Origin of the sequence: Pseudomonas sp. B21-017, from assembly GCF_024749245.1 — a bacterium.
Classification (GTDB): Bacteria; Pseudomonadota; Gammaproteobacteria; order Pseudomonadales; family Pseudomonadaceae; genus Aquipseudomonas.
In genome coordinates this window covers 3,176,732-3,201,286 of record NZ_CP087194.1, presented here as the reverse complement: position 1 = coordinate 3,201,286, position 24,555 = coordinate 3,176,732, and the positions used below count along the sequence as shown (strand labels likewise).

Here is a 24,555-nt window from a genome sequence, read left to right as displayed (position 1 = left end):
GAAGGAGGTCGACAAGGTGGATATTCTCTCGAATCTGGCCGTCGGCTTCGCTGGCGCGCTGACACCGATCAATCTGATGTGGGGTTTTATCGGTTGTCTGCTGGGCACTGCAATCGGAGTATTGCCGGGGATCGGCCCGGCGCTGACCGTCGCCTTGCTGCTGCCGATTACCGCCAAGGTCGATCCGACCGGGGCACTGATCATGTTCGCCGGCATCTATTACGGCGCTCAGTTTGGCGGCTCCACCACCTCGATCCTGCTCAACACGCCAGGGGAGTCATCCTCGATGGTCACGGCCCTGGAAGGCAACCTCATGGCCCGCAACGGACGGGCAGGCCCGGCGCTGGCAACGGCCGCCATCGGTTCATTCGTGGCTGGCACCATCGCAACGATCTTGCTGACGTTGTTCGCGCCCCTCGTAGCCACGCTGGCGCTGAAATTCGGGCCGGCGGAGTATTTCGCGATTCTGGTGCTGGCCTTCACCACCGTGTCGGCAGTGCTCGGCGCGTCGATGCTGCGCGGCTTTGCTTCATTGGGCATCGGGCTGACCATCGGTTTGATCGGCCTCGACTCGACGTCAGGCATTGCCCGCTACACCTTGGGAGTTCCCGAACTGGTCGATGGCATCGAAGTGGTGCTGGTCGCGGTGGGGTTGTTTGCCGTCGGTGAGGCCTTGTACGGCGTACTTTACCAAAAGGAAGAAACGGCCAGCCGACACCGCCTGACCTCGTTGTGGATGACCCGCGCAGACTGGAAGCGCTCGGTCCCGGCGTGGCTGCGGGGCACCTTGATCGGTTTTCCCTTCGGATCGATTCCGGCCGGTGGCGCGGAAATCCCGACGTTCCTGTCCTATTCCACTGAACGCAAACTCAGCAAGTACCCGAAAGAATTCGCCGCCAGCAAGGGCGTAGGCGCCATCGAAGGCGTCGCAGGTCCCGAGGCGGCGAACAACGCGAGCGCCACCGGCTCACTGGTGCCGCTGCTGACCCTGGGCATACCGACCTCCGCCACGGCGGCGATTCTGTTGGCGGCGTTCCAGAACTACAACCTGCAACCGGGGCCGCTGCTGTTCCAGACCTCGGGCGAGTTGGTCTGGACCCTGGTGGCCTCTTTGTATATCGGCAACGTCATCCTGCTGGTGCTGAACCTGCCGCTGGTGGGGCTGTGGGTCAAACTCTTGCAAATCCCTCGGCCGTACCTGAACGCCGGGATCCTGGTATTCGCCACCATCGGCGTGTATGGCATGCGCCACTCAACCTTCGACTTGTTCCTGATGCTGGGCATCGGCTGGGCGGGGGTGTTGATGCGCCGCTTCGACTTCCCCGTCGCCCCGGTGATCGTCGGCATGCTGCTGGGGCCGATGGCGGAAAAACAGCTACGTAATGCTTTATCCATCAGCCAGGGCGACTGGATGATATTTGTGACGCAACCGATTGCGGCGTCGGTGCTGGCGGTGACGTTGTTGGTGCTGTTGGTGCCGTATTTGCTGCATAAGCGTGGGATCAAGTTGCATGAGGATGATTGACGGCTGATTGCCTGGCTCCCAGCGCGATCCATAGCAGTTGCCGAAGGCTGCGTTCGGCTGCGAAGCGGTCGTGTATACGACTGACGCGGTCTGCCTGACATACCGCATTCGCTCCCGGGCAAATCGTAGGAACGTGGCGCACAGGCTCGGGCGTTGCAAAGGGAGGAGGGGTTCAAGGCTGCTGTCTAGCGGTGTAGCGACGGACGAGCAAGCCCGCTCCCATATGTGATCGCTGACGTGCACAAATAATGTGTTCACAGGCAATCCAGTGTGAGAGCGGGCTTGCTCGCGATCCAGCATTGCAACTGCCTGACACCCCCACTTAATTCTCGCCGCAAGGGACTGAGGAGTGGCCGCGCGATGGCCGAAAACCGGCTTACGCGACAGTCAGAGCCGAAACGCTTGTCGTCCTACCAGTAACCATTTTCCTTGCTGCTTTTGCCAGATCTGAAAGTTCTCGATTTCTGTGGGAACAATCTCGGTGCCCTTGATGGCTTGCGCCGAAAAATGATGGCGGACCAACGCCACATCACCCGAGACGGTGATTTTCTGGTTCTGCATCTCCAGCGTTTTGAAAGCGCTTTTTCCGGTTTCGATGTCGGCGATGAATTCTTTCTTGTCCTGGATTTTCCCGCTGGAATGCCCGTAGGACAGGTTATCAGCGGTGAGCGCATTCAGTTGAGGGACGTTTTTGGTCAGCATCGCTTGAGTCAGATGGTCTACCGCAGCGGCAACATCCTTCTCGCTCGATGCGGGGGAGGCCGCCACGTAGCCACTGAACAGGCATAAAAAACCGATAATTAGCTTCACTTTTTTCATGGGTAATTCCTTGTTGTTATAGGTGCGAGGATGACAGATGAATTACGCATACTCATCTGTCATCGTACAACATATCAGGTTTTTACCAAGTGATGCAGATATGGCATTAGCGAGTGCTAGGCCAGCCGTCCCTCATGAAACAGACGCGCGCCAATACGCTGAATTTCAGCTTCGCCCTGCGCCAGTGCCGCTCGGCTGGTGTGTACTGAATAACGCCCCATCACCAAATCATGTGGGTGCTTCACCGCCGAGCCCAGCACGAAAGACGTGTCGCCGTGCGCCACGAAATCGATGGGTTGGTCTGACTCCTCGAACACCGCCAACTCGCCAGTATTGACCGGGCCACCAACGCCCAGCCGACCGGCATTGACCGCCAGCCACGCCACGTTGTGGCCGGCGGGAGGTGTGTAGCGCCAGCGCTCTCCATCTTTCAAGCGCACGACGAGGTAGTTCATGTCCGAAGGTGCTGCAATCGCGCTTTGCGCTGCGCCATAGCGTCCGAGCAGCACACGCGCCGGGCCTGCTTGCGGGATCTGCGAGGGCGCCAGGTAGAGGCTTTCCGCCGGTGTGTTTTCGTGCGAAGCGGGCAGGGCGACCCAGAGTTGGAAGCCCGATATTGAGCTGTCGCCGACTGGTTTAGCGTCGTGCCACACGCCATTACCGGCGCGCATCCACTCCACACCTTCGGTGGGCAGCACGCCCGTCTTGCCCGTGGTGTCTTCGTACTCCACGCCGCCCTCAATCATGTAGGTCAGTGTTGCGATCCCTGAATGCGGGTGCATGCCGAAACCTTTCTGCCCGCCTTGGGGCTTGAAGCCGAAGAGATCAAGAAACACAAAAGGCTTCAACAACTGGCCTAGGTCGCCAGGGCTCATGAGTCGCGTGATCGGCCCGTGAGTGCTGCCGGATGTGCGGTGAACGATGGTGCGCGTTGGTGTGGCGATGATGCTGTTCATAGGTTTTCCTCAAGTCTTGAGCCGATCGCCTTGGGCATGGATCAGCGCGCTGCACCGAGCAAGGCCGCGGGCTTCTGCCGCCAGGCCACGAAGGCAGACATCGCCAACAGCACCAGGGCAGGGGCGGGATTGCCGCCAATCACGAAGAGATGCGTAACCACTGCGCCGGTCATGGTCGCCGTCAGCAGCAGCCCGGCGAAAAAGCTCGTGACCGGGATGAGCAACAACACAGCGCCAGCCACTTCAATGGCACCGGTGAGGTAGCGGAACCATTGCCCAAGGCCGACGGCATCGAACACCTGAACCATCTGTGGAGCGCCGGCCAGCTTGGCGATGCCGGCCGCAGCGAACGCCAAGGCCAGAAAGATGCGAACACCCCAAAGGATGCGATTTTGAATAGGGGAGAGGGATGAAGTTTGAGTCATGGAAAACGATGTCCTTGCCTGTGGTTAACGCAGTTAGAGGGCTAACTGCCGCGATGCAAGAAGGATAAGCGTGCCCGGATTGGTTGATTAGATGGCACAATTGGATTGAGCCCGTCCATTTTTTGCTGGAATTATCGCCTTATGCTCGACTTGAATGACATTGCCTTGTTTGTCCAAGTGGTCCGCAGCGGCAGCTTTGCCGAAGCGGCGCGGCGGCTGGGCATGCCGCCCAACACCGTCAGCCGGCGTGTCCAGCAGCTCGAGGCACAACTCGACACACGACTGCTGCAACGCTCCACGCGCAAGTTGACGCTGACTCATGCCGGGCAGGTTTTTCACGAGCGCTGCGTGGGCGCGGTGGACGGGCTGATCGAGGCGGGGCACGAGTTGATGACGGGCAGCCAGGAACCCAGCGGCTTGGTGCGCGTCGCGGCGACGGCGGATTTCTTCGACTTCTTCCCCATGGAATGGGTGGCTGACTTTCTTGCCGCGCATCCGCGGGTGCGGCTTGACTTCGTGCTCAGTGATGCCCGCGCCGACTTGATCGCCGAGCGTATCGACATCGCGTTTCGCGGCGGTCCGCTGCAAGACTCAGGCTACGTCGGGCGCCAGCTCTTCAGTGCAGGCAGCGAGGGCTTGGTGGCGAGTCCGGCTTACATCGCTGCTCGCGGTATGCCCGGTACGCTGCAGGACCTGGTGAACCATGACTGCGTGAGTTTCGCCCATCCCAGCGGCTTCACCACCTGGCGTCTGACCGGACCAGAGGGCGTGGAGGAAGAGGTGCAAATCGCCAGCCGTTTTTCCGGTAACACGGCCCAGGCACTGCGCAAGGCTACGGTGGCCGGCCTGGGCATCGCACTGCTGCCGCCGACGCTCGCCATGCTCGATCTTCAGGCGGGTCGACTTGTACGTGTGTTGCCACACTTCCAGCGTGTGGGCTTTGGCCTGCACGTGCTTTACCCGAGCCGGCAGCATCTGCCGTTGGCGGTATCGGCCTTCATTGAACTGGTGATGGAGAAACTAAGAGTGGAAGCATTCCCGGCGCAGGGCTGACCTATCCATATGCATCAGCAATGCTGGCCAAAAGCCTTCTATAATGCACAGCCTTTAACGCCAGTGTACTCAACAGCCCGGTATTTCCTTGAAACGCGATCTTCGACTTGCCACTTTTCTGATCTTTCTGGTGTGTGTCTCCGTGGTGCTGCTGACGGCCTGGCAGACATGGACAGCCCGACAGAACACCTTGAGCGACATCAATACCGATACATTGAACCTGACTCACGCGCTCAACACTTACACCGAGGGCACCTTCAAGCAAAGTGAAGTGCTGTTGCTGGGCCTGACAGAAAGGATCGAGAAAGACGGCACCGGCCCGGAGCAACTCGAACGGCTGAGCAAGTTGGTTGCCCAGCAGATGGATGCGCTCCCGCAATTAAATAGTGTGGTGCTGTATGACGCCCAAGGGGACTGGCTATTCTCGACCAACATGCTGATCTCATCCAATAGCAACAACGCAGATCGGGCGTTCTTCAAGCATCACCGAGATGTCGCGGATCGCGGTATCTATATCGGCCCGGCGATTCTCAGCCGGGCCACGTGCGCCTGGGTGATTTCGGTCAGCCGACGCATCGATCACCCTGATGGAAGTTTTGCCGGGGTAATCGCCGCGACCATCAGCCTTGAACACTTCCTCAAACTTTATCGAAGCATCCATGTGGGGCAATTCGGCGCGATCAGCCTGACCTCATCCGAAGGGCGCCTGCTGGTGAGGTATCCCTTTCAAGTGGAAGACATCGGCCGTGATCTGTCGCGCGCACCGATATTCTCCGAATACTTGCGCAACAGCTCATCGGGCACCGTGGATTTTGCGTCGAATGTCGATGGCATCCATCGCCTCTACGCGTTCAAGAGAAACGATCAATATCCTGTCGTCACGACGGTTGCGGTGGGGCAGGCCGAGGCAATGCAAGCGTGGCTCAGTCAGACAAAGCAATCTGTCGCTGTGGTGCTGCTGTTGCTGGGGCTCCTGGTCGCACTGGGGCGCAGGCTGATTTCCCACATCAGCCGGCGTATTCGGGCGGAGGAAAAATTGCTCGCCACTCAAACCGCACTGATCGAGCTTAACCAGACGCTGGAAGTTCTCGCCAGCGAGGACAAACTCACCGGCCTCGCCAACCGCCGGCATTTCGATCAGTTCCTGGATGTCGAACTCAAACGCGCCAAGCGACTCGCAAGCCCGTTGTCACTGATCCTGATCGATGTGGACTTTTTCAAACGCTACAACGATCACTACGGCCATCTCGCTGGAGACGAATGTCTACGGATCATTGGTCAGGCGATCAAGCACTGTGTACGTCGCCCGGGAGACATGGCGGCTCGTTATGGCGGGGAAGAAATCGCCGTGGTGATGCCCAATACGGACGAATCAGGAGCGCGCAAGGTTGCCGAGGCGATCCTGTCGGGGATTGCGGCCGAGCAGCTTGCGCATTTGTCGAGCCCGCTAGGTATCGTGACCGTCAGCCTTGGGGTGGCGACTTATGTCGCCGACGGCAGCGACCCTGATGAAAAGGCACTGATCGGTCGTGCAGACCGCGCACTTTATGCGGCAAAGTCGCAGGGGAGAAATCAGCTGAGCGTCGCGTGAACGAGCAGGCACTTGGAGGAAAGAGCGAACAATCGGCACGCGGCGCAACTATCGGTTCAAGTGATAGTGACAATCAAGAAACGCAAGTTCTGCTGGATCGGGTAAAGGCGGAAAATCGCCTCCATCGAAGACGCAGCTCAAGGAATTTGCGCGATGAAGACATTGACCCGACTGGCAATTGTCGCCCTGTTGATGGGCGGGGTTGTTACTGCTGCAACCGCCTACGCAGACGACGCCCAGTCGTGCCATTTTCTGCCCATCGCCGGCGCCAGTACCGGATTGCAGCATTCGCAAACCATCGGTGTGCTGTACAGCGAAAACACCCTGGATAACCTGCAATACCTCGAGCGTTACCACGATGTGGCGGTGAACGGCGCGCGCGATGCGCTGGATGCGCGGATTCGCGACGCGTTCATCAACAGCTCCGACCCAGAGTTGGCAATCGACTGGCTGATGAGTTCGTTACAGCAGCAGTTCCTGTCGGTGACCGTCTACAACAACCTCGATGCGTTGTTGCAGGCCCATCCGGATGTGGTGGTGATGCTCGATACGCATAACCGTCTGCTGACCCAACGCAACAGTCAGGTCGAAGCGCGTTTCGCCGCACGGTTCTACGACGCCAACCTGCAATACATCGGCAAGGCCGAAGGCGCCGTCGAGAAACAAATGCCTTCGGTCTGGGTACACCGTAAAGCGGCAGCCGAGATTGCCGCCCAGATTGATCAACAACGCGACCTGCAACTCAGCGCCTTGAAGCAGTTCGATGACTCGCTCAAAACCCTGGTGACTGCTGGCTGAACACCCGGACCATAACCGCAACGACAGTGACCCGTTGCGCAACGAAACAGATTTTTTACTTCAGGACCTGCACCGATGCGCCCTTTATTTGTTCCTGCCATGGCTTTCGCCACCTTGCTGCTGGCCGGTTGTGCCACTGCGCCGAACGACCCGACGCAGATCCTGCAGACGAAAAAAACGCCTGCCGAGTACGCCGATTGCGTGGTGCCAAAGTTGCAGGGCAGCGCACTGAACCCGACGGTCTCGCAAACCCAGCGCAGCTACCGGATCGTGGTGCCGAGCAAAGTCGCCGCGGACAACGTTCTGGAAGCCTACAAAGCGCCGAACGGCGGCAAGGTGTTTTTGTATGAGCGCCACTTGCTGGCGTCGAACTTCATGCCTTCGAGTTTCGAACGTGCCGCGCAGGATTGCCTGTAACCCGTAACCGCTTTGAAAAATGCTCCTTTGGTTGGCCGCAACCAACCAATTTTTAGCCCCGTACCTTATGTGGTTTCGGGGCTTTTTTTGCGCGCAGGTTTTGGGGCTGGGAGCAGGGCGCCGGTACTTGCGCCAGAGACATCAACCGACCGGCTCGGCCTTGCAACTCATTGGCCCTGAGCCTGGCTTCTGGAATAGCACCACGTCGCCGTCTTGCCAGAAACTGTAATTCCCTTGGGAGTCCTTGCCTGTGTATCGGGTTCCCGAATCACTCGGCTCCTGGTTCAGGACGATCGAGGTGTTCGCCCATTTCAGGTACACGACACCAGGCTGCGTGGTGAAGAAGGTGGCGGCAACCAGCGGGTCAAGCCCTGTACAACGAAAAGCCAGGGGGCCCTCGGTGAGTCTGTATGGGTCCTTGGTTCTCACGATGGCCGAGCCTTGGCGCAGCTGGTACGCGCGCTCGGCATAACTGCGGACTGTGCACGCCTTGGGTACAGGTGTGGAGGCGCACTGATTGCGGGCATCGATCCAGAACTGCTGGTCGATCATGATTTTGTCCGGACGCGGCACTGAATGTTCATCCGTGAGCGCCAGGCGATAAAGACGCGTCAGTTCGATATCCATCTGCGCCAGCTGCGGATCGCGACAGATCAGCTTTTCGACGGACGCCTTTGCCTCGGCACAGTCGAAGCTGGTCTTGAAGGTTGGTGCAGCATTAACACAAGTGCTCGCCGCCGCGCATACGCTGGCAGCGAGTAGACAGGCGAAAAGGGCCGTGACCGTTTTCATGTTGGCTTCACCCAGATCATTACGTGATGCCCGGATTGCCGTGGGATTGATCGATGCGTTGAATAGTTATTCGTTCGCATTGGTGTATCGCAGTGTAAGTCAGTGCTCAGAACTTGCCATACCGCTCGGCGGTGGTTGGGTTGTAGGAAGGGGCTCGCCGAGAAGCGCGATCTCTTGGTTTCAAGTAGCGCCCGTGGCGAGGGAACTTGCTCCCGTTGGGCAATGAAGCAGCCCCAAAACCCGTTGGATGTGCCGCATCAGGCCGACCGAGTCCATCGGCTCACGACTGCTTCGCAGCCGAACGGGAGCAAGCTCCCTCGCCACTAAATTCGTCTATACCCCGACATTGTCTGTGTTGTTTTCAATCTTTCGAGCACTGCAAATCCCCTCTCGGCTTGACTCAGGCTGTGAAATCGCTGACGTGCAACTCCGTGACGCCCACCAGTGCGATTTCGAACTCGGGGGCGGCGTCGGCATCGACACTGCCGTAGAGAATGCCATCGGCAAAGCGTAGTTGGCCGGTGGCGTCGGCAGGGTCGAAGGCGTTGGCGCCGATGAAGGTGAAGGCGTCGATAGCAGTGGTCAGCGGGTTGGCGTCCAGGCCGGTGAAGTCCAGATGATCACCCTCGGTGCTCTTGAAACCGTTGATCACATCGCGTAAAGCGCCGGCGCCCATGTCTGACAGCGCATCAAACACGTAGGTATCCGCGCCAGTGCCTCCGGTGAGGTTGTCGGTGCCGGCGCCGCCGATCAGCCGGTCATCGCCCGAACCGCCCACCAACGTATCGTTGCCCGCACCACCGTTCAGAACGTTCGCGCCGCTGTTACCCGACAGAGTGTCGGCGTAGGCGCTTCCCGTGAGGTTTTCGAAGAGCTTCACGGTGTCGAGCCCGGAACCCACGGTGTTTTGCTGCGCTGACGTCGAGAGGTTGACGGTAACGCCAGACGCGGCGCGTTCAAAAGACACCGTGTCATTGCCCTCGCGTCCGTCCAGCACGTTGTTGCCGGCTCCGGCGAACAGCGTGTTGTCCAACGCGTTGCCCGTGCCATTGGCGGCGCCAGTGCTATCGATATACAGATGCTCGACGTTGTTGCCGAGGGTATAGGCCGCCAGGCTGCTGTGCACGCTGTCGATCCCTCCGGACGCCGCATTGCTGTTGGTCTCGATCACGGCGTCGTCAGCGTTGTCGACATAGTAGGTGTCGTTGCCATCGCCGCCGCTCATGCTGTCGGCCCCTGCGGCACCATCGAGCACATTATTGCCGGCATTGCCGGTGATGAAGTTGTGCTGCTCATTGCCGGTGCCGTTGATGCCCGACACGCCGGTGAGCACCAGGTTCTCGAGATTGGCGCCCAGGGTCCAGCTGACCGAGGCCTGTACCGTATCGATCTGCGAGGTCGAGGTGTTGGTTTCCACCACGCGGTCGAGCACGTTGTTGACCACATAAATGTCGTTGCCGTCGCCACCGGTCATGGTGTCGGCGCCCAGGCCGCCATCCAGCGTGTCGTTACCCGAGCTGCCCACCAGGGTATCCGCCTGGTCGGTACCGGAAATCATCTTCCGGTTGTTGTCGAAAATGTCCTGCACGCTGTTGTTGTCGTTGGGGTTGCCCTGGAAGCCAAGGTCATTGGCGATGTAGTCGGCCAGGCGCTGGCCGACGATTTCCGCCGATTCCTCGTGCAGGTGCCAGACGTCGTCGGGATACGTCAGCGGATCGACTTCGTGTCGCAAGGGGAGGTCGTTGTAGTCCACCGCCAGCTTGACGTCGGCGCGCTCGGCGGCAATGGCTTCCTGGGCGGCGTGAACATAGCCAACCCCCTCGACGATGGAGGCAATCTTCTCTTCCGAATAGCCACGGGCGCGCGCCGCGTCCTGCTCGTAGTGACCGGTTTCCATCATGTACACGTCGAAGTTGCCGAGCTGGGCATGCAGGTAGTCAAACACCTTTAGGGTCGCATCCTTGTAGGCTGCTGCTGCCGCTGCTTTGTCCGTGGCTTGGGCGATCTCCTGAGCGGCTTCCTCACCCTGGCCCCAAATGATGCCCATGGTGACGTTATTGATCGATTGCAGTTCGGAGCGCTGTTCGCTCAGCAGCGTCACGGCGCGCAACAGCGCAGCCCCGGGTTGGTTGGTGTCGGTCAGCCACCAGCACAACTTGAGTTCCTCGGCGCTGAGCGTCGACAGGCCGGTGACCGTGCTGCCGCCCACCGCGATGTCGATGCCGTTGCCATCGGCATCGGTGAACTGGCTGCGCACGTCATAGGGGGTGTAGCGATCCAGGTCGTTGACCAGCATCGAGGTGCCGGACTGATTGTCGTCCTCCGTCATGCGCAGCAGGCGCGCATTGGATTGGCCGAGGGTGGGCAGGTAGAGGATGTCCTGCTGCGCGTGCTGGCCAAACACGAAGTCACTGGCGGTCAGGGTGTTGAGGTAGTTGCCGCTGAGGGCGATTTCAAAACGATTACCATCGGCATCCGCTTCGGCGGACTTGATGTAGGTCTTGTCGCCCGCCGCGTTGAGGGTGATGTACAACGTGCCATTGTGGCCATCGCCAAGGCCGACAAAGCCCAGGCCTGACACATCGATTTTGTCGACGCCCGCGGTGAAGTCATAAATCGTGTCGGTGGCCGTGATACCACCCGTGTCGTAGTCGCGGTAGCTGTCGAGCAGGTTGGTATAGCGGAAGGTGTCGGCACCGTCGCCACCATACAGCGAGTCGCGTCCGGCACCGCCGTCGACGGTGTCGGCGCCAGCGCCGGCCTTGATCGTGTCGTTGCCACCGAGGCCGAGGATCAGGTCTGCACCCGCCGTGCCGTTGAGGGTTTCGGCATTGTTGGTGCCGGTGACAGTGTTGGCCACTCCCAGGGCGAAGCTATCGCTGGCCGATGCACCGGCCGGGTCTGTGGCCTTGACCAGCACGTCGTAATTGCCGGATGCGGTGCTGGTCGGCGTGCCGCTGAAGGTCAGGTTGGTGGCATTGAAGCTCAGCCACGCGGGCAGGGCGCTGCCATCGGCGAGGGTGGCGGTGTAGCTGAGGTTGTCATTGTCCGCATCGGTGAAGCTGGTGGCTGGCACCACGTAGCTGAACGGGGCGTTTTCGGTTGCGTTCTGATCCAGCAGCGGCGTGGCCAGAACCGGTGCGTGGTTGGTCGGTGACGACGTGGCGAAGACGAAGTTGGCGCTGGTCAGCTTGTCGAGGTAGTTACCGTTCAGTGCCACTTCGAAGCGGTTGCCATCGGCGTCGGCAGTCAGGGACTTGATGTAAGTCTTGGTGCCGGCACTGTTGAGCACCACGTACACGGTGTTGTTCTTGCCATCCCCCAGGCCGGTGAAACCCATGGCCGAGAGGTCGATCTTGTCGGCGGTGATATCAAAATCGGTGATCAGGTCGGCAAGGTTGGCACCACCGGTGTTGTAATTGCGATAACTGTCCAGGCGATTGGAAAACACAAAGGTGTCCGCTCCGGCGCCACCGGTGAGGGTGTCCATACCGGCACCGCCGTCGAGTTTGTCGTCACCCGCGCCGCCACTGAGACTATCGTTGCCCGCCAGGCCGAGCAGGGTGTCGGCCGAATCACTGCCCAGCAGCGAGTCGTTGCCGCTGGTGCCGGTGAGCACACGATTGAAGATGAAATTGCTCGCGGTCAGAGTGCTGGCGAGGTTGCCCGAGAGTATCAATTCGAAGCGATTGCCACTGGCGTCGGCATCGTAGTCCTTGATGTAGGTGCGGTTAGTGCTGGCGCTGTAGCTGACTTGCAGGGTACTGCCATGGCCATTGCCCAGGCCGGTGAAACCGAGGCCGGCGAGGTCGATCTTGTCCTGGGTGACATCGAAGTCGGTGATGGTGTCATCGAAGCTCGCGGTTGCATTGCGGTAGCTGTCGGACTGAGTGGTGAAACGGAACGTATCGGCGCCGGTACCGCCGGTGAGTTTGTCGATGCCTGCACCGCCTACCAGAATGTCGTCACCGGCCCCGCCATTGATGGTGTCGTTGCCAGCACCGCCATAGAAAATCTCGCTGCCGGCGCTGCCCAGCAGGGTGTCGTTGCCAGCTGTGCCTTGCACGGTGATCATCGGGACCGTGTCGCTGACGTAACTGCCGTCGCCATAGACCAGCGTCGCACCGTTGCTGGTGTGGCTGATGGTGTTGCCGATGATGGCGTTGCGATCAGTGCCGTCTTCATTGCGCTCCGCAACGCCGTAGGTCGACAGGTTGCTGCCGGTGATGATGTTGCTCTGGATGGTGTTATCGCTGCCGTTGTAGTACTTGCCGGACACACCCAGGGTGTCGTTGTAGGACTGGATGATGATCTCCGGCACGGGGTTGCCCAGGGAATTGCTGTTGAGCGTGTTGTCGATAAGCTCGACGTGGTTGCTGCCGTAGATACGGACCCCGGCGCTGGTGTTGTCGTGAATGTCGACGCCGCTGACCGTCACCTCGCTGGACATTTTGATCAGCACCCCTTCGGCGCCGTTGCCATACACCTCGCCACCGGTGATGGTGATGTTGCTGGGGGAGGGGATGTTCTCGCTGCCGCGCTGCACCACGATGCCATTGCCGCCGTTGTTGTAGGCAACGTTATTGGTGAGCGTGAAGTCGTGGGTGCTGGTCACGATATTGAAACCGTGCCGGTCGTTGTCGTAGGCGACGTTGTTTTCGAAGGTGCTGTTGCTCAGGAAGTCAGCTACGAAACCGTCCAGGCCGTTGCCGTGGGACACGCTGTTCTTGATGACCATGTTGACGGTCTGCTCATGGGGGTCGAAACCGTACCCGGAGCAGTCCTTGATCTCGACGCTGTCGAGGGTGACGTTGGAGTCGTAGCCTGCTTGCCCGGGAATGTAGCCGTTGAACCAACCGTCGATCTTGCCCGTAGTGTTGTCACGGTTGCCGTCAATGGTGAGCTTGCTGACGCCGAAGTCGTGGGTTTCCTCGCCATAGGCGGAGCGGATGACTCCGGTGATCTTGGTGTCGGAGCCGTCAGCCACCTTGACGGTGGTAGCGCCCATGCCGTCGCCGTACAGGTAGACGTTGCTCTTGAGCATCAGGCAGCCGTCGGAAGGTTCCACTCCTCCCGAAACGATATAGGTTCCGGTCGGCACGTAAACCTGCCCCCCGCCTGCGGCGGCCGCCGCATCAATTGCACGTTGTATCGCCGCTGTGTCGTCAGTGATGCCATCTCCTTTGGCGCCAAAATTTTGTACATTGAAAATCATGAGCTTATCTCCGTATCAGGCAAGAACCTCGGAAGATGCCAATATTCCATCGACAGCCACCGTGGTTTGACCCAGCGGAGTGCAAAAGTTATGACCACATATCGGGGATGTGTCAAAAAACCGGACTAACTGATTAGCGGTTGAGAAGGTGTTTCAAAAAAGTAACAGATTGTTGACGCTCACTCCGGTAGCGAGCGATGGCTCTGTGGGAGCGGTTTTTCATCATTGAGGTGTGTTACGAGGTGCTATCGATAGCCCGCAGGTGCGCTGCAGCAATGTTGTATGCGCGATGCTTGAGCTGGAGGTGTATGAGCGGCATGGGTAATGAGGAGCGACCTCGCCAGAACGTCGCTCCTCTGAATCCAACAACGCTTACGTCGTCTTCAATGACTCCCGACGCGCAAGGCTTTCTCTAGAATCGCCAAGCCACCAGCGAGTATCAGCGGCGCGGTGGTGAAGTCCGCCCCGGCCTTACACAGGCTAGCTCGTGTCCTGCAATACGCGCCCATTCAGGTGCTTGCGTTAACCCGCGATCTTTATTGCAAGCTCAGCGACGTGTTTACCCTGGAAACGCGCAATATCCAGTTCATTCTGTGACGGTTGCCGTTTACCGTCAGCGCCTGCCAGGGTGGTCGCGCCATAGGGCGTACCGCCGGTGATCTCGCTCATGTTGGTCAGCCCTGCGCAGGTGTAAGGCACACCCACGATGACCATCCCTTGATGCAGGAGTGTGCTGTGAAACGACGTAATCGTGGTTTCCTGGCCACCGTGCTGGGTGCCGGTCGATGCAAAGACACTGCCGATTTTCCCGACCAGCGCGCCGCTCATCCACAGTCCGCCGGTCTGGTCGAGAAACGTGCGCATCTGTCCCGCCATATTGCCGAAGCGCGTCGGTGTACCAAAGATGATTGCATCGTAATTGCCCAGCTCGTCAGGTGTCGCCACCGGTGCCTTCTGGTCAAGTTTGACGCCGATGGCTGCTGCCTGTTCGGCCGGGATGGTTTCAGCAACACGCTTGAGCGTCACGTCGGTGCCAGGTACGGATCGTGCGCCTTCGGCCACTGCTCCAGCCATCGTTTCGAGGTGACCGTACATTGAGTAATAGAGAACCAGTACCTTCGCCATGATTTTTCTCCTGGATTAAGCGCCATTCGATGGATTAGGAAGATCTTGGGTTACACCACTGCCAACGAACAGCAGCGGCAGGTGCAGCACTCGGTCACGAACAAAACGGCGGCTCACACCCACCCGACTGCAGGGACTTTGACGGCATGCGGATTAACACTAGCAGTTCCGTATGCTGCCTGCCGGGCAGTCAGGGAAGCTATTTGATTGGTGGCAGATGGCAGCACGTGTAGTGGGGAAGGGCGCGCAGCAAAGAGGGCATCTGTCATAGGTAATTCACTTCACTCAATGCGCATGGGCATGTGAATGGATGGTCAGGGCACCCGGTACCCAGCCATTAAAAAAAGTACCCCTTACTCCCGGATATCATGATTTTTCACATGCATGAGCTTTCCATATAGTCCTCCCAAGCCCACTTGGAACACGGCTGTGTTTCCCTTGATGCGAGAGAACTTTATGGAAAATAAGAAACGCGCCGTCCAGGCTTCAGACATTGGGATGGGGACTCGAGTCGTATGGGGAGGAGAGCAGGTTCAACATCCCTACAATGCGACGCAGACACCCATCGTGGTCAGTGCTGCCTATGGCTATGACGATATCGATAAGTGGTATGACGTGGCATTGGGAAAGGAGCCCGGCTTCATTTACAGCCGGATGAGCAATCCCACTGTCTCCGTCTTGGAAGATAAACTCTGTGAGCTCGAAAACGCAGAGTCGGCCGTAGCTTTCAGTACCGGAATGGCCGCGATCAGCGGTGTACTGCACACCTTCCTGTCCTTTGGGCAGCGTGTGATATCTACGCGTGACAGCTACGGTGGTACGAACAAGATTTTCGAGGAGTTTCTTCCACGCATGGGGGTGGAGGTAACCCTTTGCGATACGCTCGACACCGTGGCACTTGAGCAGGAGATCGCTAAAGGCTGCAACGTCCTGTACCTGGAAACACCCACGAACCCAACGCTGAAAATCGTTGATATTCGGCGCCTTGTGGCAGCGGCCAAGCGAGTGGGCGCTTTGGTTGTTGCGGACAATACATTCGCGACGCCTCTGAATCAGAACCCGCTCGCCTTAGGCGTTGATGTGGTTGTGCACAGCGCGACCAAATTCCTGTCCGGTCATGGTGATGTCCTCGGTGGTGTGGTCTGCGGCGCCGAGCATTTGATGTCTCAAGTTCGCCATTACCGCGAAATCAATGGTGCCTCGCTGGATCCTTTTTCGGCGTATCTAATCATCCGAGGCATCAAGACTCTGGCTCTGCGTGTTCGCCAGCAACAGGCGAGCGCGAAGCTTTTGGCCGAGTACCTCTGTACCGAACCGCTGGTTGAGTCGGTGAACTATCCGGGGCTGCCTCAACATCCAGGTCATGACATCGCTCGTTCGCAAATGAACGGATTCGGAGCCATCGTCAGCTTCGTGCTGAAAGGAGGCATGGACACAGTGACTCGTTTGCTACCGCTGCTCAGGTATGCGCATCGGGCGGGTAATTTGGGCGCTGTCGAGACCATCTATGGGCCGGCTCGGACGACCAGTCACGTGGAAAATACTTTGGAAGAGCGTCAGGCACTGGGAATCTCCGAAGGCTTGGTTCGAGTGTCCGTAGGTATTGAAGATTCAGCAGATTTATTGGCTGACCTAAAACAAGCCTTCGCTTTAGTGCGAATTAAACACGGTGATGCAAACATTAACGCTGATAATGCCCAACGTTTCATTGAGGTAGAAGCCTGAATACGGGCAGGACGCTCGAGATTCATCTTAAGCCCTTCATGAAGAATGAAAATAATAAAATCCAGCGACAACTAAATTGTACTGCCCAACCGCCAGTTACAAGGACGCTTGTCCGCACATTTCATGAGAATAAAACTATGTCCACGCATATTAAAGATAATCAGTCCGACCCAAACTCGCGTTTCAAAAAGGAAATGCAAACACGCCACATCGTTATGTTGGCACTGGGCGGTGTGATCGGTACGGGGTTATTCCTTACCTCCGGTTACACGGTTAATCAGGCAGGGCCACTCGGTGCAGTGATTGCTTACATCATCGGTGCAGTGATGGTGTATTTAGTCATGGTCTGTCTCGGTGAGCTGGCTGTACAGATGCCAGAAACCGGATCTTTCAGTAGTTACGCAACGCGATACCTGGGCCCAGGCACAGGCTATACAGTGGCCTGGCTTTACTGGCTCACTTGGGCAGTAGCTATCGGTTCAGAGTTCACAGCTGCGGGCATACTGATGGTTCGGTGGTTTCCTGATACACCCGTCTGGATTTGGAGCGCGCTATTTGCCATCGCAGTGTTCTCAAGCAATGTTGTCTCCGTTCGGTGGTTTGCGGAGACTGAGTTTTGGCTTTCGCTGATTAAGGTGCTGACCGTTATCACATTCATTGTGATCGGCGGAGCGGCAATTTTCGGTCTTATTCAAGTACAGAGTTTGCAGGGTGCGGGACTTTCCAACTTCACACGTGAGGGGCTTTTTCCCACCGGATTTCTACCCATTGCAATGACCCTCCTGGCTGTTTCCTTCGCCTTTTCGGGAACTGAGCTGATCGGGATTGCGGCAGGCGAAGCGCAAGACCCACATACTAGCGTGCCCAAGGCAATCCGCACGACAGTGGTACGTTTGGCGCTGTTCTTCGTGGGGACCATTTTCGTCCTTGCGACGTTACTGCCACGAGAGCAAGCGGGGCTTGTAGAAAGTCCGTTCGTCATGGTGTTTGAGCTGATTGGCATCCCATACTCTGCCGACATTATGAACTTCGTCATTCTTACGGCACTGATTTCCGCCGCTAACTCGGGGCTGTATGCAGCATCGCGCATGCTGTGGACATTGAGCGATCAAGGACATATGCCTAAGCGTTACGCCAGGCTCTCCAGTCGTGGCACACCGGTGAACGCCATCGTGCTTAGTATGGCGGGCGCAGTGGCTTCTCTGCTCAGCAGTGTGTTTGCCCCTGATACGGTTTACTTGGCCTTGGTGTCCATTTCCGGTCTGGCGGTCGTAGTCGTGTGGATGAGCATTGCTGCCAGCCAGATCGCGTTCCGTCGTCAATACGTTGCTAATGGCGGACGAGTTGAAGACCTGCATTTCCGTGTACGCGGCTATCCATGGGTGCCTATCGGTGCACTGTTGTGTTGCTTGCTGGCCTGTGTGGGTATCGCTTTTGATCCTGAGCAGCGAGTGGCGCTTTACTTCGGACTGCCCTTTATCGCGTGGTGTTATTTCGTTTACTGGGTCACTCGAAACAAGAGAGCAGAGCGATTGGCTTTAGCCGCCGCTGTTCATTCCTCTGGCACCGTGTGAGTTTCTCAGGCAATGATTGAGCATAGTTAAAGCCCTGATGAGGTTGCGCCGATGAGTCAAAAGTCACTACCACCCTTGAACTGGTTGAGGGCATTCGAAGTATCGGCGCGTTGTTTAAATTTTACCCACGCGGCGGAAGAACTCCATTTGACTCAAGGGGCTGTGAGTCAGCAGATCCGTCAGTTAGAAAGTCACCTCGGTGTGGCGCTGTTCAAGCGCTTACCTCGAGGACTTGGCTTGACCGAGGAAGGGCAGTCGTACCTGCCTGTCGTACAAGACGCGATCAGTCGCCTTGCAGTCGGCACAAACGAGATTTTCGGCCAGCGCAATCGAAGACATTTGAAGGTGCGTGGCAGCCTTTCCTTTCTTCACTATTGGTTGGCCCCCCGACTCGCAGATTTTTGTCGGGAGTATCCCCAGATTGATATTCGATATATCAGCAATATTTGGGTGAAAGAACCGGACGGCGAGGATGACCTGGAGATTCGCTGGGGATGCGGTGAGTGGTCGGGCTTGCACGCTCAGCGGTTGACTTGGGACATCCTTCAGCCTGTTTGCTCCCCAACGCTCATGGCCAGCTCACCCATACATGAGCCACGCGACTTGATGAACCATTCTCTGCTTCATGTGTTGGGGTACGAAGAAGGTTGGGGTTACTGGTTAAAACGAGTTGGTGCAGACGACGTCGACTACTCCCGTGGCCTTCAGTTTGACACGCTGATTTCCACGATCCGCATGGCCGAATTGGGGCAGGGCGTTGCGCTGGCACGGTCTTCCGTGGTCGAGGATTTGCTTAAGAGCGGGCAATTGGTTGCGCCATTCAATCACCGAATCGAGGCAAGCGAATCCTTTTATCTGGTGCACGAACAGAACGAAGCGCTCTCGCCTGATGCCGCACATTTTTCTACCTGGCTGGTGGCTCAAGCCCATCGCCTTTTGTAAAACTGATTTGGAGTTGCCATGGATTATGTAAGCACTCGCGGCGGCGACATGCGTGCTGATTTTCGCAGTGTGGTTCTGTCGGGGCTCGCCGAAAATGGCGGTCTCTATGTCCCAGCCAGTTTGCCTGTCTTTACCGAGAAACAGATTGCTGGCTGGTCGTGGCTGCCGTTTGATGAGTTGGTTTGGCGAGTGATTTCGCCTTTTGTCGGCTCTTCCATAGACGAAAGCACCCTGCGTGCCTTGCTCAGTGACAGCTATCAACAATTTAAGCACCGCGCTATTACGCCGCTTGAGCAAATCGGGCACAACGAGTGGATACTCCAGTTGTTTCATGGTCCGACCGGCTCTTCCAAGGATTTCGCCGCGCAATTGCAGTCGCGCCTGGTCGACCATTTCCTGAAGGAGATCGGTAAAGAAGCGTTGGTGGTCGGTGCAACTAACGGTGATACCGGCGTCGCGGCGCTTGAAGCCTTTGCTAACTGCCCGGCCGCCCGCATGGCGATACTTTATCCGCGCGACGGGCTTGCACCTGAGCAACTCAGTGCCTTGCAGGCAGCCGACCCGCAGCGGGTTCAGCTGTTTCCGGTTGACGGTAATTTCGATGATTGCCAGACGCTGGTCTCCCGACTCTTGCGTGAGTGGCCGTTGGATGGAGTGTTGCCGGTCTGTTTCAACTCGACCAATTGGATCGGCGTCCTGGCCCAGATCGTTTTTTACTTCCACGCAGCCTTGCAACTGGGCGGTGGCTCGCGTCCCGTTGGCTTTAGCGTTCCAGCTGCCAGCTCGGCCGAAATCTACGCTGGTTACATTGCGCAGAAAATGGGATTACCCATCAATCAGGTGATCATTTCCACCAACAGCAATGATGCCCTGCACCAGTTTTTTCATTGCAATCGGTACTCCACCCGGATGACTAATCGAACAGTGTCGCCGGCGATGGACTTCTCGTTGTTTTCCAACCTGGAGCGGTTTATCTGGGAGATTTACGAGCACGATAGCTGCTCAACAAAGACACTGATGGAGCATTTTGAAAGTTGCGGAGAAATGAGCATCGGCAACCAGCAATGGCTGCGTGCTCGAGTACTCTTCGATTCCTATGCCGTACACGAATCCCAGGTGCGCGATGAAGTAGTCGAACTGTTCCGAGAGACAGGCTCGGCCATCGATCCTCACACCGCTGTCGGTGTACTGGCCGGCAGGCTTCATCGACGCAGCCTGGGCGCGCCGATGGTCACCTTCGGGCAAATTGCGCCGGCCAAGTCAGCGGCGCTGTTGGCCGAACTGGGCGTCTGGCAAGCAAGCGTTCCGAGCACTGTCGAGGTGCGCGCGCAACCGCCGTACCTGGCCAAGGGCGATCTGGACGGTCTGTGCCAGGCTCTTCGTCTGGCGCAGCAGAGGTCTGCATGAAGCGCATTCTAGATCCGTTGGACGAACGCATACTGGCCGAACTTACCGCCAATGCGCGAATAGCCCATATCGAACTGGGTGCCAAGATCAACTTGTCGCGCAATGCGGTGCGCCAGCGCATCGAGCGTCTTGAGCGCGACGGTGCGATCCAGGGCTATACGGTACTTCTCGGTGAGTCGCGGCGGCCTACGTCACTTATCAGCGCGGTGATCTTTGTCTACCGCTACGACCGCATGCGTGGCGAAGAAGTACTGACTGCGCTGCGCTCCATTCCCGAAGTCGTGCAATGTGAAGTACTCAGTGGTGAGTTCGATTTAATGCTGCGTGTGAATGCCGCCACACCTGAACGCGTCCATCTCGTGTGGAAGGAAATCGCGGCCATGCCGGGGGTGGAAAACACCGTGACATCGTTCGTCCTTTCTGCGGTGTTTTGACAACATCGTGCTTGGGCAAAACGCTCAATTAATACAGCACTCTGCCATATTCAACTGCCAAAGCCCGGCTCTTAGGATGTTCCTAACGAACAACATCAATAAAGGAACAGCGTTTATGACTGAGTACAAAATTGCCTTGGTAGGGTTTGGTGGCGTGAACCGTGGCTTCGCCCAATTGGTCGCCGATCGTAATGCCGAGTGGAAAGAGGCCCTCGGCTTCACCATTAAAATTGTCGGTGTCACCGATCTGTTCCTCGGCTCAATCGTTGCCAAGGACGGTCTGGATGCAAAGCAGTTGGTGGCGCTGCCGGTTGAGAAGGGCGCATTCGCTCAACTGCCCGGCGGCAATGCTGAGGCCTTCAACGAAACCGTGATCAAGCATTCCGGTGCAGACATCATCGCAGAAGCCACTTTCACCAATCCGGTGGATGGCGAGCCCGCCACTACCTTTTGCCGCTGGGCCTTGGAAAGCGGCATTCATGTAGTGACCACCAATAAGGGACCTATTGCGCTGCACGGTGCCGAGCTCAAGGCGTTGGCCCGGCGCAACCAGGTCGCCTTCGAATACGAGGGGGCGGTGATGAGTGGCACCCCCGTGATTCGTCTGGCCAGGCAGGCCTTGGCGGGTGCCAACGTGCAAGGCTTCGAAGGCATCCTGAACGGCACTTCCAACTACGTGCTCACCCGGATGAAAGACGGCCTGGCGTTCAACGATGCCGTCGTACAAGCGCAACAACTCGGCTACGCCGAGGCAGATCCAACCGCCGATGTGGAAGGGTTTGACGTACGCCTCAAGGTGGTGATCCTGGCCAACGAACTGCTCAACGCACGACTGAATGTCAGCGATGTAGCGTGCTCGGGTATCAGCAATATCAGCGCACAAGATATTGCCCAGGCAAGTGCCAATGGCGCGAGCTGGAAACTGATTGGCTCAGCCGATCGTGAAGCGGATGGCTCGGTTCGAGCGAGTGTCGAGGCTCGCTTACTGTCGAACTCACATCCTCTTGCCGGAATCAACGGCGCTACGAATGCAGTGTCATTCAAGACCGAACTCCTGGGAGCTGTCACGGTGTCCGGGCCTGGGGCAGGGCGCATCGAAACAGCCTTCGCATTGCTGTCGGACATCGTCGCCATCCACTCCGCCCACGGCAAATAACAGGAGATAGTCATGAGCGTATCCAGCATGGCCAGTATCCAGCTTGTTGAAGCCAAACAGATTGATGTGTTCAGTCCATTCGATGGTCGCTTGGTGGGCAGTGTCCCTTGCCTCGATGCCGCCGCAGTTCCTGGCTTGCTGGAACGTGCGCGAATTGGCGTGCGTGAGAGTGCGGCAATGCCTCGTCACCTGCGTGCACGCATCCTTGAGGAGGCGGCCCGGCGTGTAGAGCTTGAGGCTGAAGCGTTTGCCAAACTCATTGTTGCAGAGGCGGGGAAGACGCTGCGACAAGCAGAGAAGGAAGTGAAGCGCTGTGTGAACACGCTGAAGCTATCGGCGGAAGAGGCTCGTCGTAACGCCGGGGAAGTGATTCCATTTGAGGCATATGAAGGCTCCGAATCGCGCCAAGGCTGGTTCACTCGAGAACCGTTGGGGCTTATCGTCGCGATCACTCCCTACAACGATCCGCTGAACCTGGTCGCCCATAAACTTGGCCCGGCCATCGCCGGTGGTAATGCTGTGATCCTGAAGCCCTCAGAGCTCGCACCGTTGTCTGCTCTCAAGCTGGTTGAGTGCCTGGTGGAAGCGGGTCTGCCTCCGTCTGTGGTAACCCCGGCGACCGGTGGCGTCGATCTGGGTAAAGCATTGGTGGAGGTTCGTGAAGTTCGGATGATTTCCTTTACGGGCGGTTTTGCCACAGGTGAGGCCATCGCTCGTAGTGCAGGGTTGAAGAAGCTAGCGATGGATCTGGGAGGAAATGCCCCGGTTCTCGTGCTTGAAGATTGCGATATCGAACCGACTGTTGAGTCCTGTGTGTCTGGCGCCTTTTGGGCAGCAGGGCAGAATTGCATCGGCACTCAACGCATCCTTGTACACAGTTCAATTTATGAGGACTTCCGTGAGCGTTTTGTCAGCCAAACGCGTGCCTTGGTAGTGGGTGATCCTGACCAGCGAGCAACGGATGTAGGCCCGATGATTACAGAACAGGCGGCCCGTCGTACCGAACAATTGGTGAATGAAGCACTGGCCGAGGGGGCCGTTCTTCTGTGTGGGCACCATCGCGAAGTGGGAAGCTATGCGCCGACCGTGCTGGAGCGTGTAAGCCATAACAGTCGTATCTGGCAGCAGGAAGTCTTCGCGCCGGTTGTCATCCTGGAGCCTTTTGACCAGTTGGATGATGCTGTTGCTCTGGCCAACGCTCCGGAGTACAGCTTACATGCGGGACTCTTCACACGTGATCTTTCCAAGGCCTTGAAATTGGCGCGGCAAATTCAAGCCGGTGGCGTGATGATCAATGACTCTTCCGATTATCGTTTTGATGCCATGCCTTTCGGTGGCTTCAAGTACGGAAGTCTGGGGCGAGAAGGTGTCCGGTTTGCCTATGAGGACATGACGCAGCCTAAAGTGGTCTGCATCAATGAAATGGGTTGAGCCATCAAAGTAGCTAATTACCGTCGACCGTTACATCGGGTGAAGTTGCTCGTCCAGTGACACCCGATGTTTTTTCTCAATGCTCATGGGCATGTGAATGGATGGTCAGGGCACCCGGTACCTTGGTGCGTTCGAGCCCCCCATGTTCCAGCCACCGGAGGGTCTGCTCATAGGCACGCTGCAGCAAAGACTCGGTCTGGTCGAAGTTGAACACCGAGACATCCACAGGGCACAAGGGCGGGACGATGTGCAGGCTGGTGAGCGTGCGGAAGTGTTCGATGTCGCTCACCAGTTGGCGCATGCTCATCAGATTGACGGTGTGCAAGGCCAAGGCGACCAAGCCTCGGGGCGGTTGTGTCAGGGCGCAACTGACCCCGGTGGGGATGACCACGACGTTGCTGGCTCCCAAGGCTACGGCAGTCGAAATAGGTGTATTGCTTGCCACGCCGCCGTCAACCAGGAACCGATCGGCGATTTGTACGCAGGGGAACACCAGTGGGATAGCAGCGCTGGCCAGTAACGCCTGCTCAAGTTCGCCACTGGACAGCACCGTCTCGGCGCCACTGAGCAGGTCGGTGGTGACGATGTGCAGGGGCAGCGCCGCATCCTCAATGCGATGAATGGGCAGTGCCTGACCCAGCAATCGGTGCAAGGCCGCCGGCTGCAACAGAAAACCACGCCGTTTGAGCAGTCCTCTACAGGTATCGAGCCAGGAGAGGGGAAAGATGTCCGTTTTACTCAGCCCGCGCCAGAATCCGGCGAGCGCCTCGACGCCATCGGAATCGGGCCTTGCGGCAAAGTAGGCACCGTTGATAGCGCCTACCGAAGCGCCAACCACCATGTCGAATCGAACATTGGCCTCGACCAAGGCCCGCAACATCCCCACCTGGACCGCACCCAAGCTGCCGCCGCCAGCGAATACGATTGCGGTTTTGGTCGCCATGGTCGAAGTCTCGGTGCGGAAATGTATCGAATGAGTGTAGCTGGTGGGGTGGTGTTACTTTGGGCGGCTCGCCATATGCTCGAGCCGTCGTAAGCTAGTAGTTCCGGACGATGCCGAATCCCACGGGATCAATGCGTAACGGAGCGTACTTCTACTGCGAGACTTCAGGCAGAACTGGACGATATCGTTCTGGCCGTTCCCAACCTATCGGACGCTAGCGTACCAAT

At 57.8% G+C, this 24,555-nt stretch carries 19 protein-coding genes; 12 read left to right on the top strand and 7 right to left on the bottom strand.

The annotated features are described in order from the left end of the window. Nucleotides 1–16: 16 nt before the first annotated feature. Nucleotides 17–1,525 (top strand): tripartite tricarboxylate transporter permease, encoded by a 1,509-nt coding sequence (locus LOY28_RS14435; RefSeq protein ID WP_258614358.1) that lies wholly within the window; start codon nucleotides 17–19, stop codon nucleotides 1,523–1,525. 387 nt (nucleotides 1,526–1,912) lie between these two features. Here LOY28_RS14435 and LOY28_RS14430 read toward each other — a convergent pair whose 3' ends face one another. The 3 genes from LOY28_RS14430 to LOY28_RS14420 form a co-directional block, all read right to left on the bottom strand. Further along, nucleotides 1,913–2,344: a nuclear transport factor 2 family protein gene (locus LOY28_RS14430; RefSeq protein WP_258614357.1), complete on the bottom strand. Its 432-nt coding sequence runs from the start codon at nucleotides 2,342–2,344 to the stop codon at nucleotides 1,913–1,915. A 116-nt stretch (nucleotides 2,345–2,460) separates the two neighbouring features. After that, entirely contained in the window at nucleotides 2,461–3,300 is an 840-nt protein-coding gene (locus LOY28_RS14425; protein ID WP_258614356.1) for a pirin family protein, read from the bottom strand. A gap of 41 nt (nucleotides 3,301–3,341) precedes the next feature. Continuing rightward, entirely contained in the window at nucleotides 3,342–3,725 is a 384-nt protein-coding gene (locus tag LOY28_RS14420; RefSeq protein ID WP_018925955.1) for a DoxX family protein, read from the bottom strand. Between the two features lie 141 nt (nucleotides 3,726–3,866). Here LOY28_RS14420 and LOY28_RS14415 point away from each other — a divergent pair, with 141 nt between their 5' ends. The 4 genes from LOY28_RS14415 (at nucleotide 3,867) to LOY28_RS14400 (ending at nucleotide 7,584) form a co-directional block, all read left to right on the top strand. Further along, complete coding sequence (locus tag LOY28_RS14415; RefSeq protein WP_258614355.1) at nucleotides 3,867–4,778, top strand: LysR family transcriptional regulator; 912 nt, start codon at nucleotides 3,867–3,869, stop codon at nucleotides 4,776–4,778. An 88-nt stretch (nucleotides 4,779–4,866) separates the two neighbouring features. Further along, a complete protein-coding gene (locus tag LOY28_RS14410; protein ID WP_258614353.1) occupies nucleotides 4,867–6,369 on the top strand; it encodes a sensor domain-containing diguanylate cyclase in 1,503 nt (500 codons plus the stop codon). A gap of 153 nt (nucleotides 6,370–6,522) precedes the next feature. After that, nucleotides 6,523–7,167: an ATPase gene (locus tag LOY28_RS14405; protein WP_258614352.1), complete on the top strand. Its 645-nt coding sequence runs from the start codon at nucleotides 6,523–6,525 to the stop codon at nucleotides 7,165–7,167. Nucleotides 7,168–7,242: 75 nt separating this feature from the next. Beyond that, a complete protein-coding gene (locus LOY28_RS14400; protein WP_026286402.1) occupies nucleotides 7,243–7,584 on the top strand; it encodes a hypothetical protein in 342 nt (113 codons plus the stop codon). A gap of 141 nt (nucleotides 7,585–7,725) precedes the next feature. On the opposite strand, the gene LOY28_RS14395 is transcribed toward LOY28_RS14400, so the two are convergent. From LOY28_RS14395 to wrbA, 3 genes are all read right to left on the bottom strand, one after another. Continuing rightward, a complete protein-coding gene (locus LOY28_RS14395; protein ID WP_258614351.1) occupies nucleotides 7,726–8,376 on the bottom strand; it encodes an MliC family protein in 651 nt (216 codons plus the stop codon). 400 nt (nucleotides 8,377–8,776) lie between these two features. Further along, on the bottom strand, nucleotides 8,777–13,591 hold the full coding sequence (locus tag LOY28_RS14390; protein WP_258614350.1) for a M10 family metallopeptidase C-terminal domain-containing protein: 4,815 nt from the start codon (nucleotides 13,589–13,591) through the stop codon (nucleotides 8,777–8,779). A 522-nt stretch (nucleotides 13,592–14,113) separates the two neighbouring features. Beyond that, on the bottom strand, nucleotides 14,114–14,716 hold the full coding sequence (gene wrbA, locus LOY28_RS14385; protein ID WP_008010452.1) for an NAD(P)H:quinone oxidoreductase: 603 nt from the start codon (nucleotides 14,714–14,716) through the stop codon (nucleotides 14,114–14,116). A gap of 456 nt (nucleotides 14,717–15,172) precedes the next feature. On the opposite strand from wrbA, the gene LOY28_RS14380 reads away from it, so the two are divergent. The 7 genes from LOY28_RS14380 (at nucleotide 15,173) to LOY28_RS14350 (ending at nucleotide 23,385) form a co-directional block, all read left to right on the top strand. Continuing rightward, on the top strand, nucleotides 15,173–16,441 hold the full coding sequence (locus tag LOY28_RS14380) for a cystathionine gamma-synthase family protein (protein ID WP_064621278.1): 1,269 nt from the start codon (nucleotides 15,173–15,175) through the stop codon (nucleotides 16,439–16,441). A gap of 137 nt (nucleotides 16,442–16,578) precedes the next feature. After that, nucleotides 16,579–18,015 (top strand): amino acid permease, encoded by a 1,437-nt coding sequence (locus LOY28_RS14375; RefSeq protein ID WP_258614349.1) that lies wholly within the window; start codon nucleotides 16,579–16,581, stop codon nucleotides 18,013–18,015. Between the two features lie 51 nt (nucleotides 18,016–18,066). Next, nucleotides 18,067–18,957 (top strand): LysR substrate-binding domain-containing protein, encoded by an 891-nt coding sequence (locus LOY28_RS14370; RefSeq protein WP_258614346.1) that lies wholly within the window; start codon nucleotides 18,067–18,069, stop codon nucleotides 18,955–18,957. A gap of 18 nt (nucleotides 18,958–18,975) precedes the next feature. Then, nucleotides 18,976–20,364, top strand: coding sequence for a threonine synthase (thrC, locus tag LOY28_RS14365; RefSeq protein ID WP_258614345.1), 1,389 nt, complete (start codon nucleotides 18,976–18,978; stop codon nucleotides 20,362–20,364). Beyond that, nucleotides 20,361–20,798, top strand: a complete 438-nt coding sequence (locus tag LOY28_RS14360) for an Lrp/AsnC family transcriptional regulator (RefSeq protein WP_018925939.1) — start codon at nucleotides 20,361–20,363, stop codon at nucleotides 20,796–20,798. The genes thrC and LOY28_RS14360 overlap by 4 nt, the downstream gene beginning before the upstream one ends. 115 nt (nucleotides 20,799–20,913) lie before the next feature. After that, on the top strand, nucleotides 20,914–21,954 hold the full coding sequence (locus LOY28_RS14355; RefSeq protein WP_086944289.1) for a homoserine dehydrogenase: 1,041 nt from the start codon (nucleotides 20,914–20,916) through the stop codon (nucleotides 21,952–21,954). Nucleotides 21,955–21,966: 12 nt separating this feature from the next. Beyond that, a complete protein-coding gene (locus LOY28_RS14350) occupies nucleotides 21,967–23,385 on the top strand; it encodes an aldehyde dehydrogenase family protein (RefSeq protein ID WP_018925937.1) in 1,419 nt (472 codons plus the stop codon). 76 nt (nucleotides 23,386–23,461) lie between these two features. Here LOY28_RS14350 and LOY28_RS14345 read toward each other — a convergent pair whose 3' ends face one another. After that, on the bottom strand, nucleotides 23,462–24,328 hold the full coding sequence (locus LOY28_RS14345; protein WP_018925936.1) for a patatin-like phospholipase family protein: 867 nt from the start codon (nucleotides 24,326–24,328) through the stop codon (nucleotides 23,462–23,464). Nucleotides 24,329–24,555: the final 227 nt, after the last annotated feature.

Bases quoted from the DNA above. Each gene is read 5' to 3' on its own strand.
- LOY28_RS14415 (WP_258614355.1), top strand. From the start codon at position 3,867: ATGCTCGACTTGAATGACATTGCCTTGTTTGTCCAAGTGGTCCGCAGC.
- LOY28_RS14400 (WP_026286402.1), top strand. From the start codon at position 7,243: ATGCGCCCTTTATTTGTTCCTGCCATGGCTTTCGCCACCTTGCTGCTG.
- LOY28_RS14405 (WP_258614352.1), top strand. From the start codon at position 6,523: ATGAAGACATTGACCCGACTGGCAATTGTCGCCCTGTTGATGGGCGGG.
- LOY28_RS14370 (WP_258614346.1), top strand. From the start codon at position 18,067: ATGAGTCAAAAGTCACTACCACCCTTGAACTGGTTGAGGGCATTCGAA.
- LOY28_RS14430 (WP_258614357.1), bottom strand. From the start codon at position 2,344: ATGAAAAAAGTGAAGCTAATTATCGGTTTTTTATGCCTGTTCAGTGGC.
- LOY28_RS14390 (WP_258614350.1), bottom strand. From the start codon at position 13,591: ATGATTTTCAATGTACAAAATTTTGGCGCCAAAGGAGATGGCATCACT.
- LOY28_RS14345 (WP_018925936.1), bottom strand. From the start codon at position 24,328: ATGGCGACCAAAACCGCAATCGTATTCGCTGGCGGCGGCAGCTTGGGT.
- wrbA (WP_008010452.1), bottom strand. From the start codon at position 14,716: ATGGCGAAGGTACTGGTTCTCTATTACTCAATGTACGGTCACCTCGAA.
- LOY28_RS14360 (WP_018925939.1), top strand. From the start codon at position 20,361: ATGAAGCGCATTCTAGATCCGTTGGACGAACGCATACTGGCCGAACTT.
- LOY28_RS14355 (WP_086944289.1), top strand. From the start codon at position 20,914: ATGACTGAGTACAAAATTGCCTTGGTAGGGTTTGGTGGCGTGAACCGT.
- LOY28_RS14425 (WP_258614356.1), bottom strand. From the start codon at position 3,300: ATGAACAGCATCATCGCCACACCAACGCGCACCATCGTTCACCGCACA.
- LOY28_RS14395 (WP_258614351.1), bottom strand. From the start codon at position 8,376: ATGAAAACGGTCACGGCCCTTTTCGCCTGTCTACTCGCTGCCAGCGTA.
- LOY28_RS14375 (WP_258614349.1), top strand. From the start codon at position 16,579: ATGTCCACGCATATTAAAGATAATCAGTCCGACCCAAACTCGCGTTTC.
- thrC (WP_258614345.1), top strand. From the start codon at position 18,976: ATGGATTATGTAAGCACTCGCGGCGGCGACATGCGTGCTGATTTTCGC.
- LOY28_RS14420 (WP_018925955.1), bottom strand. From the start codon at position 3,725: ATGACTCAAACTTCATCCCTCTCCCCTATTCAAAATCGCATCCTTTGG.
- LOY28_RS14380 (WP_064621278.1), top strand. From the start codon at position 15,173: ATGGAAAATAAGAAACGCGCCGTCCAGGCTTCAGACATTGGGATGGGG.
- LOY28_RS14350 (WP_018925937.1), top strand. From the start codon at position 21,967: ATGAGCGTATCCAGCATGGCCAGTATCCAGCTTGTTGAAGCCAAACAG.